Annotated in this window: 15 protein-coding genes and 1 pseudogene; 15 read left to right on the top strand and 1 reads right to left on the bottom strand. The window is 30.9% G+C overall.

What is annotated here, in order from left to right:
* The first annotated feature begins 161 nt into the window (after window positions 1–161).
* The gene (locus tag ACQKP0_RS25530) at window positions 162–341 is read left to right on the top strand and encodes a hypothetical protein (RefSeq protein WP_427408623.1); all 180 of its coding nucleotides are present in this window, start codon (window positions 162–164) and stop codon (window positions 339–341) included.
* Between the two features lie 30 nt (window positions 342–371).
* Here the strand turns inward: ACQKP0_RS25530 and ACQKP0_RS25525 are convergent.
* Window positions 372–461: pseudogene (locus tag ACQKP0_RS25525) on the bottom strand (Spo0E family sporulation regulatory protein-aspartic acid phosphatase); the annotation flags it as partial.
* Between the two features lie 313 nt (window positions 462–774).
* Between ACQKP0_RS25525 and ACQKP0_RS25520 the strand changes: the two are divergent.
* The 14 genes from ACQKP0_RS25520 to ltrA form a co-directional block, all read left to right on the top strand.
* Window positions 775–975 carry an XtrA/YqaO family protein gene (locus tag ACQKP0_RS25520; RefSeq protein WP_427408622.1) on the top strand — a complete coding sequence of 67 codons (201 nt, stop codon included), beginning with the start codon at window positions 775–777 and terminating at the stop codon, window positions 973–975.
* On the top strand, window positions 976–1,746 hold the full coding sequence (locus ACQKP0_RS25515; protein WP_427408621.1) for a hypothetical protein: 771 nt from the start codon (window positions 976–978) through the stop codon (window positions 1,744–1,746).
* 55 nt (window positions 1,747–1,801) lie between these two features.
* Window positions 1,802–2,002 carry a hypothetical protein gene (locus ACQKP0_RS25510; RefSeq protein WP_427408620.1) on the top strand — a complete coding sequence of 67 codons (201 nt, stop codon included), beginning with the start codon at window positions 1,802–1,804 and terminating at the stop codon, window positions 2,000–2,002.
* Between the two features lie 97 nt (window positions 2,003–2,099).
* The gene (locus tag ACQKP0_RS25505) at window positions 2,100–2,318 is read left to right on the top strand and encodes a hypothetical protein (protein WP_427408619.1); all 219 of its coding nucleotides are present in this window, start codon (window positions 2,100–2,102) and stop codon (window positions 2,316–2,318) included.
* Between the two features lie 1,127 nt (window positions 2,319–3,445).
* A complete protein-coding gene (locus ACQKP0_RS25500; RefSeq protein ID WP_427408618.1) occupies window positions 3,446–4,057 on the top strand; it encodes a hypothetical protein in 612 nt (203 codons plus the stop codon).
* 92 nt (window positions 4,058–4,149) lie between these two features.
* On the top strand, window positions 4,150–4,701 hold the full coding sequence (locus ACQKP0_RS25495; RefSeq protein WP_427408617.1) for a hypothetical protein: 552 nt from the start codon (window positions 4,150–4,152) through the stop codon (window positions 4,699–4,701).
* Between the two features lie 84 nt (window positions 4,702–4,785).
* Window positions 4,786–4,977: a hypothetical protein gene (locus tag ACQKP0_RS25490; RefSeq protein WP_427408616.1), complete on the top strand. Its 192-nt coding sequence runs from the start codon at window positions 4,786–4,788 to the stop codon at window positions 4,975–4,977.
* A 2-nt stretch (window positions 4,978–4,979) separates the two neighbouring features.
* A complete protein-coding gene (locus tag ACQKP0_RS25485) occupies window positions 4,980–5,357 on the top strand; it encodes an NUMOD4 motif-containing HNH endonuclease (protein WP_427408615.1) in 378 nt (125 codons plus the stop codon).
* Between the two features lie 263 nt (window positions 5,358–5,620).
* Window positions 5,621–5,992, top strand: coding sequence for a helix-turn-helix transcriptional regulator (locus ACQKP0_RS25480; RefSeq protein WP_427408614.1), 372 nt, complete (start codon window positions 5,621–5,623; stop codon window positions 5,990–5,992).
* An 82-nt stretch (window positions 5,993–6,074) separates the two neighbouring features.
* Window positions 6,075–6,401, top strand: a complete 327-nt coding sequence (locus ACQKP0_RS25475) for a hypothetical protein (protein WP_427408613.1) — start codon at window positions 6,075–6,077, stop codon at window positions 6,399–6,401.
* Between the two features lie 250 nt (window positions 6,402–6,651).
* The gene (locus ACQKP0_RS25470; protein WP_427408612.1) at window positions 6,652–6,909 is read left to right on the top strand and encodes a hypothetical protein; all 258 of its coding nucleotides are present in this window, start codon (window positions 6,652–6,654) and stop codon (window positions 6,907–6,909) included.
* 66 nt (window positions 6,910–6,975) lie between these two features.
* Complete coding sequence (locus tag ACQKP0_RS25465; protein WP_427408611.1) at window positions 6,976–7,269, top strand: hypothetical protein; 294 nt, start codon at window positions 6,976–6,978, stop codon at window positions 7,267–7,269.
* Between the two features lie 485 nt (window positions 7,270–7,754).
* A complete protein-coding gene (locus ACQKP0_RS25460; RefSeq protein ID WP_427408610.1) occupies window positions 7,755–8,282 on the top strand; it encodes a hypothetical protein in 528 nt (175 codons plus the stop codon).
* Window positions 8,283–8,812: 530 nt separating this feature from the next.
* The coding region (ltrA, locus tag ACQKP0_RS25455; RefSeq protein ID WP_427408609.1) for a group II intron reverse transcriptase/maturase at window positions 8,813–9,613 on the top strand (801 nt) is incomplete at its 3' end.

Raw genomic sequence — 9,613 nt, 5'->3', positions numbered from 1 at the left:
CAAGTTTTTCGTTAATGGTTGCAACTTCTTCTTTATACAAGCGTTGTTTAATCACATCGATCACTCCTTTTTGTTGATCGTATCACCAAAAATGGATTGTGAAAATAGTGGAGAAGTGAGGTAAGTGGTTATGAACTTATCAATAGATAAGGAGAATGAAAATGTATTTAATAGAACAACAAATCAAAACTCTTTCCGAAGATGGAATGTTCCTACTTTATAAAGATGTTATCAATAGGATTGGTTCTCATATGGTTGGAGGTAATCCGGATTCACAATACATTATGCAGCAGGAAAGTATTCTCAATTTGATTCAGGATGAGTTAATGAGAAGAAAATAAAAGCATGGTTACCTCGGTTATTGAGGTCGTTTAAAATTGATTTTTATTTATTTGTAAAATCTGATACTCAACAATTAATTTGTCCAATTCTTGGCTCTTTTGAACTGTATCAGGATGGTTGAGTCATTTAACGAGGCCAGTAATAATTATGACTTGTCTAAGATAGTTGATTTGTTTTGACAATTCATTTTCCAATAAGTAAATAGTCACAGTAATCAACTCTTTCTAAAATACTATTAATTGTAATATTATAACATAAATTGATGAGATTTGGTAATTGTAACTAAAAACAAAAATAGCTAGGACAAACCCTAGCTATAAGACAATCTCCAATTTGTTATTAATATACAGGACTTAACTTAAAAAACTATTAAAAAAAGACAGGATCTCTCCTGCCAGCCAATTTTATTTTACCACATTAGGAGGGGTCCTGGTGAGACTAAAAGATATAGAAATTAATCTTAGTACGAAGAGACTAGAAGTTGATATAATGGAACTAGAGGGAATTTTTGCCATTGTTGTATGTGATGGGAAGGCGAAAGTTACTCCTTTGCCAGAACATGGTGAAACAAAAATAGTCACGCATCAAGGTAAGATTAAGCATGTAAAGTGGGATGAGGGGGAAGAGTTTTGAATGAGGAACAAAGTATTAGGTTTTTGTAAGAAAATAAAACAAAACGGAATCGTAAAATTCTTATTTGGTGCATTTTTAATTTTTTCAATCTGTATAGCTTTGATATATTGTTTTAATAAAGTATCAAGTACCATCGTAAATATATTTTCATGGTTTTTTACAGTCTACATCTTATTAAATTATTTTAAAGTGGCTGATAAATATTATGAGAGAAGAAGAGAGTATAGACTTGAAAAAGAATTTAATAAGAATATAGATATTAAATTATACCAATGGATTGGAAAATCAGATTTATTTGAAGATTCATTGTATATCTGGTTGAGAGAAAGTGCACAAAAGGATATATCAAGCAATTTAAAATTGATAAAAAAAGAAATTATAAAGACAGTAGGAGAATCTTTATATGATTATTATTTACTAAAAAATTATTTGGAGTACTACGCTAAGAATAATTTTTTATATAAATTATGGAAAGTAATAACTCCATCAGCAATAATAAGCGCTATGGGAATTTTGATTATAAAGGAAGTATTTAATAAATTTTTTAGGAATGTTTTTTTCGAATCCCCTAAAAAAAGCATCAAATTAGGAGATCAAATTGAGCTAATTGTTCAAGGAGGAGCATTAATTTTAATTGGGGTTTTAGTAATTATCTTTATTAGATCTCAACTTACAAAAGATAAGAGAATACTTGATTTAATTATAAAAGTTGTCGATACAATAATAAAGGAAAAAGAAGATGAGCGTGCAAATAATAGTTCAAATAGTTAACAAGAGATATAGAAAAATATATTAAACATGTGAAGTGGGATGAGGGGGAAGAGTTTTGAATAAAGACATATTAAGAATAAAAATACATTTTATGTATATAGTTATAATTTTAGTTTTTATTTCAATTTTGTTATGCGGTGCTCTACTTATTGGCTATGAAGGTACAATTAAAACACTTTCCAATAGTTCAACTCTTTTATCTATTGTTTTAGCTGTTGTTGCAATATTAATAACGTTATGGGATGTAGCAGGTTAAAAAAGCAATATATTAATATTATAAGAAACTGCTAAAGGATTAAAAGACATTATGGCAGGTTTTGCGGAAATATCGGAGGAAAATAGAGCATCATGAATTGAAAGAAATAGTAATTGAACTTAATGAAAGAGTTATTTTATATGAAAGTAAATTTTCACAAGTAGAGAATTTGATTAAGGATTCTGAAGAAACAATAAAGACACAAGATCTGAAGCAATTATTAGATAAAAATAAAATAATTTCAGAGCAATTATCTAACTCCAATACGAGCAATATTGTTCTTAAAAATAATGTTGAAACGTTATTAAGAAATTGATTTGGTGTAGGAGAGAAATTTACCTACAAAGCATTTTATCATTTTTTATCTAAACACTATAGTATTATAACACATCCCGTTGGAAGAAGTGTTTTACAAAATTTAATAAGGAAAGGAACAATTCAAGAACATTATGTTGATGATGAAATTCTTTATTCAATAATTTAGCTCATCAGCCAACTGGAGGACAATGAATGACGTATTAAGCGATGGTTGGTGTCCTTTTTCTGTTTGATAGATTTTGATTATAGAATCTAGTCGTATATAACTAGTGTTGATATAATGGAACTGGAGGGGAGTTTTGCCAGTGTAGAGTGTGGTGGGAAGGCTAAATTTATAGAATTACCTTCATATGGTGAAATGAAATTGTCACAAATCAGGGAAAAGTAAAGAGGGGAAAGCATGATGAAGGGGAAGACTTTTAGAATTATACTAATTTTAATTTTTATTATTAGTCTCTTATCAATTTTTTTTATAAGGCTGGAATCTACTTTAGAGTTAATTAAAAGTATTAATACTATTAGTGGAGTATTACTTATTATGGGGTATGTATTTCACATGGAACATAAATCATCAATTAAGTTTAATTACAAATCATTTCCTACAATGTATGAATGGTCTAGTTCATTAGAAGGAGGAATTATCTAGCTTATCAACTATTAAAAAAACATAATGTTGAAAAAAATATTTTAAACAATTTACAAAAAATTAGGAAAGAAATTTTAATTTTATGCCAGCATGATATAACAAATTTAAGATTACTTTATTCATATTTTAATGTTATTAAAAAAGATCATGAAAAAGCAATTTATTTTAAATTTTTAATAGGATTTTTTACAAGTGTAGTGTTAATTATCGTAAGAGAATTAATTATTGATCCTGACACAAATAAGTCATTTATTAAAAGTATACTAAATGTATATAATCCGTTAGAATTTTCAATAATTTTAATTTTACTATTTGTTTTTATGATTAATTTGATGTATATGGGAAGCAAACAGATAACATTAATTATGGCGATTACAGAACAGTGTATAGAAGAAAACAAGAAATAATGTTACTCTACAACCAATCTTAATCGATATGGATGCAATTATTTTCCATTTATTGGATGAGGGGGTAAAGTTTTGAAGGAAAAGCACGTAATAGGTTCAAAAAGAAATATTGGTTTAGTAGTGTGTCTTACTTTATTTTCTGCAATTCTATCGTTAATTGTATTTGGGGTTTTTGCTTATAATATTATGAATGGTTACAACGATAGAATGAGTTTATCGTTTCTTTTAATCTCTATAATAATATGTATTTTTTTAGGGTTTACAAAATTTGTTACTATCATACACGAATTAAGTCATAAGAAAACAGCAGATTTTTATAATCATAAAGCAGAGGTTATATTGGATAAGAAAAGATTAGAACAGATAAAGAAAGAAACAAAACGAAGTTGTAGAGGATATTGCCAATTTAATGATGGTGATGAATTTAGAAAACACGAATTCATCCGAATAGCGATAGCACCTTTTTGTATTTTATTACTTTTAATAGTAATTTCTATATTTTTATTCTTTATTAACTATGCTAAAGATGTAGCTTTTCCATTTTCGCTTTTAATTTTATTTAAATTACCTGGATGTTTGAATGATTTACAGATGATTCTTGATGTTAAGAGAAATTATAATGAAGGGGATATCATTAAGTATTCCGCACAAAAATATCAATTTATGTTACATAAAGCAAATTAATAATTGATGTTCTACCATTTAGCTGGAGGAAACTGATTAACCCAAAATGGTAAGATTATGCATGTGGAATGGTATGAGGGGGAAGGGTTTTAGTGCTAGATAGCATAAAATTTTTAAAAGAATTTGAAGGAATAATAGGTGCTATCATTGGATCTATTAGTACACTGATTGTAACTCATTGGTTAAAAAATACAGGAAAATTAACCTTGGTTATTAATGATGTTATTAAAGAGTATTCCAGATTATCAGATTCAGGAAACTGGGTGACTATTGACACTCTTACTGAAGACAGTTATGCAAAATTAAAGTTTAGTATAGAAATATATAACTATTCTGAAAACATAAAGACTTTAAATAATGTAAGATATGAACTTATAGATGATAGCAATAAAGTTATTCATGAAGGGAAACTTTTTGATTCAGAAACAGGTGTATTTTCTGCAGGCGCACATCGATATGATAAGTTTGAATTTTTAAACTGTAATCCCAAACAACTTGTTAAAAAAAAATTACGAATCTCTTTCGATCCCAGTGACGTTCTTCTATTAAGAATAACTGAGAAAATTATTATTAGAGCAAATGTAAAAAATATATCTATTTTTACTTTTTGGCGAAAAAGAATAAAGAAAAAAATAAAAATATAATGTTCTACCAGCCAACTGGAGGACACTGAATGACGTATTATGCGTTGTTTGGTGTCCTTTTTTATTTGCAAAGGGGATGAGGAAATGAATAAAGATTTAAGGGATCAACTAAAACAATGGGAAAAGCAGCATAAAGAAATGATTAGAAAAGGCCGCAGGAAGTCGCGGAAACGTAAAAATGAGGCTCTGTCAGAAGACGAGATTAAAGACCTTATGGGGATGAATATGCCTACTTATCGAAGAGGAAAAGGCGGAGCTATCAGAAGGAGATGGTAAGTATGGATATAGAAATTTGGAAAGATATCTTAGGTTATGTAGGACTATATCAAATTAGTAATTTAGGAAGAGTAAAGTCGGTACAAAGAAAAGTACCGTTCTATGGCGGATTTAGAACATACCCTGAAAAGATTAAAGTGTTGGAGGACTTAAAAGGATATAAAAGGGTTAATTTGTACAAAAATAGTAAGCTGAAAAAGTTTCTTGTTCATAGATTGGTTGCTGAAACATTGCTCGGTGAACAAGATGAAACAATGCAGGTTAATCACATAAATGGAATCACATCAGATAATAGGGTCGAAAACTTAGAATGGACAACAGTTCAAGAAAACGCTCATCATAAAACAACTGTTTTGAACAAAAAACCTAGAGGTGTTTAACATGCTGGGAAATCCGGATGGAGTGCACAAATAGTTTTCAATCAAAAAAGACCACAATAGGTGTTTTCGAAGATAAGAAAGATGCCTACAAAGCTTTTTACGATAAATACTTGGAACTAAGAGGAGTTCCGCCTTGGGATATTAAAAAATATAAAACTCATTAAAAAGGTGGTATTACTATGGCGGTATCAAGGGAAGAAATTGAGGAGATTTAAAAAAATTATTCGTGGATGATCAACTCTATAAAGATATTGAGAGATTCGATGAAGGATGCTGGAGAAGGCCTAACTGCTCAATATGGTATCGAAGCTACCCTTCCAAAACCACAAGGAGTAACTAGTGATCCAGTTTATAAAGAAACAGTTCGAAGAGAAAAGCGTTATAAAAAAATTGCTCAATATGAGGAAAAAGTGCAAGTGATTCAGGACCATATGTATTTAATTAGTAATGAAAGGGAAAGCGAAGTGCTTTATTGGTTACTCGAGGGAAAGAGTTATCGATGGATAGCTTTACACATGGGATTATCCCATTCACATATAAGACGATTAAGAGAAAATATTGTAGATCAATTATGTGATACAGATGTTCCAAATGTTCCAAAAGACACGAAATTGCAAAATCATAAATCCGCATGATAAACTCAAAGGCAGGTCGGGGAGTAGATGCTACTCTATGGTAGAAATTAAAAAATTTGTAAAAAACTCCACCTCTCGGTAGGTGGGTGCAGGACATTTCTTTTATGTTGTCGAAATTATCTATTTGATGAAAGGAGATGTCTATATGCTAGAAAAATTAAAAAATCATATGACAAGTAAAGGTGTTACTGTTAACCAATACTTAAAACGAAAACATCCAAATGGTGAATGGTTAATAGATTCAGATGAATTGAGTTATAATGTTATAATTGCCCATTTACTAGTTAAATATCGTTGGAAAATAATTAATGGAGAATTAGAAGCTGTTAACGGGAGAGCAATAGATCTTACACCAGACTTACACTCAATTACAAGAAATATAAACTCAAAAAGAGATAAAAATTCATGAAGAACATTTAAAAATATATGATTTTGTTTCAAAGAAATATTTTGAGGTAGAGAATATGAATGAAGCTATTAAAATCGCTTCTGAAAAATTTAGTTTAAAAGCAGAGGAGATAGAGGCAATCTATTTAAGAGTAGATGAGTTAATATATAGATAGTTTTTGACCCATTTAGGGTACTTTTTCTTTTGTTTTTTTTGTAGGAAAATAATCTCCTTTTGTCGAAATAGGTAGATAGAAGGGGAGGTGTATTTTATGTGGGATAATTGTATAAGATGTGGAAGTAATAGAGTTATTAGGAAGAGAGCTATATTTATTCCTTTATTTATTATTGTTTTTGGAATGAGTGTAGCATCCTTAGGTGGAGTGTATAAAGAATTTTCTTACATATTTTCATCAATCGGTATAATATTTATAGCTTTTGGTATTTTAATTCTCGCTAAAAGTAAGTTGTATTGTAAAGATTGTGAGTTAAAATGGAGACCATCGAAAGATAAAAAGATAAATGTTTAATGGAAAAGCATCTTCTATGGTGCTTTTTCTTTAATTCAAGTAGGTAGTTTGCCTTCCTTTGTCGAAATGAGTAGATGGAGGGGATTATATATAATGATTGAAATTGGAGAAAAGATAACAAATGTAGGATTTTCAATTATACCGTATTCGTTCTTTGCGTTTCTTCTGATTAGATTCTTAGAATTTATGTGGAGATTGAAAATATCGAAAATCATTAAATCTATATGGTATTTAAGTATAGGTTTATCAATGTTATTTGGAGACCCCAGAATTGATACCATAGTAATGTTAGTTGCATTTATAGAAGCATTTGACTTGCTATTTCAGTTTTTAGAAGATAAACGAAGTAATAAAAGCTAAGCACGCTCATACGAGGTGCTTTTTTCTTTTGTCCAAAACACATGGTGGTGACGTGACATAGCGTGTCCGAAAAATATCCCAAGTAAATAAAAAATTAACTTAAAAACCTCTCCTTTCAGTGAATTTTAATGTTGAATAATATAACAACGAGTTCGTTGACTTGATATTTTTTTTAAAAGAATTGAGGATAATAATTAGTGTTATTATTTTTATAATCAATTCTAAAATTTGATTTAATAATTCCAATGGATTCAAATAAATCACTCCTGTCTCACCATTATTATTTTCAAAAATAGATAAAAATATTTTATATTCATTTAATAAAACTTTCATAATAGGGTATTAAAGCTTATTAATAAATAAAATGATGATTATAAAGAACCTATCGTGGTGCTTTTTCTTTTATTTCTAGTAGGAAAATAGTCTCCTTTTGTCGAAATAAGATTTAGTAATTTATTATCAAGGGAGTGCAGGGGGACAACGTTATGAAAAAAATATTATTTATTTTATTAGCTGCGTTACTGTTTTTAGTTGCGTGTAATAAAGAAGAAACGAAAGAAAAGACGGAAGGATCAAAACAGGACCAACCAACAGAAGAAACATTAAAACAAGATCCTGAAGAGGAATCAAATGTAGAAGCGGAAGATGAGGAAAAGGATGACTCAGAGAAGATTCAAAAGGAAACGAAAGCATTGACAGACAAAGAAGTAAAAGAAATTCTTGAATTTTCTGGAATGGGAGAAGATGATAATTTAATTAGTGCATCTGTTAAAAAAGGAGAAGTAAAAGCAACTATCGAGTTAGCTCCGGATGATATGCTTTCTGCTGAAGATTTAGCAGTTACTAGATACAGTCAAGCTTCAGACGAACTATTAAATCATGAAGGTTGGGGAGTGTTATCTATTACCTATGCTAACGTGGGAACAATCAGCATGAACCGTTCTGAAAAGGAAACAAACGAATTGGATATGGATTACTTTCCAATAGAAGAAATTACTAAAAGATTGAAATAAGGGGAAGCATCCTATTTGGATGCTTTTTCTATGTGTGCCAGGCATGGCAACTATCTTGGTGGTGAAAGTCCACTGTGGGGGTACACATCGTCCAACCACTAAGGAAGCGCAAGGTACTTATCGTGAGGTAAGGGCTGGAGGAAGCGTGGAATAAAATCTTGGCTCGACGAACAGAAATCTGATAATAAGGCTTGATAAAGGGATAAGGCTCCATAACAAGTCAAAGTCCAAAAGATGTGCGTAACTTTATGAAGTAAATCAGGCGAGTAAAAGAGGAAAGATAGTTGTCTTACCCTGGGAGGTCTTGCGGATGTACACAAGTATAGTCGAAAAAGGTTAACCGCAAGAAGTCAGCAAAAGCCATAGTAATGAGTTAACTCATGAAGGGCTAAACAATTTATAGTGTTTCAACACCACGAATGCGTAAGTGACATACTCCGAATGTATTAATGGCGAAAGGATGAGCGTATCTCAAAGGCTAACCAAAATGGAGCTATCACTTACTACGTGAGAGGGAAGGAGAAACGAGTGTGGAACTTTTAGAACAGATTCTAAGTAACCAAAATATGAACGAAGCCTTCCTACGTGTCTATAAAAATAAAGGTGCGAGTGGGGTCGATGGAGTAACAGTCGAAGAACTAAAACAATATCTGAAAGAGAACAAGGATGAGTTACGTCAGTGCATTAGAACAAGAAAATACCAACCACAAGCTGCCTTAAGAGTGGAGATCCCAAAAGAAAATGGAAAGATGCGCAAATTGGGAATACCAACAGTAGTGGATAGAGTAGTTCAACAAGCCATTCATCAAGTACTTAGTCCGATATTTGAAAAGCAATTTAGTGAATTCAGTTACGGCTTTAGACCAAAAAGAAGTTGTGAGATGGCAATAATAAAAAGCTTGGAATTTCTGAATGACGGACACGATTGGGTAGTAGACATTGACCTTGAAAGATTCTTCGATACAGTCCACCACGATAAACTCATGCGTATTATAGCCAACACAATAGACGATGGAGACGTTATCTCTCTAATAAGAAAATATCTCGTTAGTGGGGTCATGGTGAATGGGAAGTATGAAAAAACACCAGTCGGAACTCCGCAAGGAGGCAACCTCAGTCCTCTACTGAGTAATATTATGTTGAATGAACTTGATAAGGAACTAGAAATTAGAGGATTGCGATTCGTGAGATACGCTGATGACGCCCTCATCTTTGTGAAAAGCGAAAAATCAGCGAACAGAGTGATGAAATCAATCGTGAGATTTATAGAAGAAAAATTAGGATTGATAGTTAATGTCGAAAAGAGCAAAGTCTCTCGCCCAAAAGAGTTA

Source organism: Heyndrickxia sp. NPDC080065 (assembly GCF_050281185.1).
Lineage (GTDB): Bacteria > Bacillota > Bacilli > Bacillales > Bacillaceae_C > Heyndrickxia.
The sequence above is the reverse complement of the archived record's forward strand: the minus strand, read 5'-3'. Positions and strand labels throughout refer to the sequence as shown.

Bases quoted from the DNA above. Each gene is read 5' to 3' on its own strand.
- ACQKP0_RS25530 (WP_427408623.1), top strand. From the start codon at position 162: ATGTATTTAATAGAACAACAAATCAAAACTCTTTCCGAAGATGGAATG.
- ACQKP0_RS25515 (WP_427408621.1), top strand. From the start codon at position 976: ATGAGGAACAAAGTATTAGGTTTTTGTAAGAAAATAAAACAAAACGGA.
- ACQKP0_RS25490 (WP_427408616.1), top strand. From the start codon at position 4,786: ATGAATAAAGATTTAAGGGATCAACTAAAACAATGGGAAAAGCAGCAT.
- ACQKP0_RS25485 (WP_427408615.1), top strand. From the start codon at position 4,980: ATGGATATAGAAATTTGGAAAGATATCTTAGGTTATGTAGGACTATAT.
- ACQKP0_RS25480 (WP_427408614.1), top strand. From the start codon at position 5,621: ATGAAGGATGCTGGAGAAGGCCTAACTGCTCAATATGGTATCGAAGCT.
- ACQKP0_RS25470 (WP_427408612.1), top strand. From the start codon at position 6,652: ATGTGGGATAATTGTATAAGATGTGGAAGTAATAGAGTTATTAGGAAG.
- ACQKP0_RS25465 (WP_427408611.1), top strand. From the start codon at position 6,976: ATGAGTAGATGGAGGGGATTATATATAATGATTGAAATTGGAGAAAAG.
- ACQKP0_RS25460 (WP_427408610.1), top strand. From the start codon at position 7,755: ATGAAAAAAATATTATTTATTTTATTAGCTGCGTTACTGTTTTTAGTT.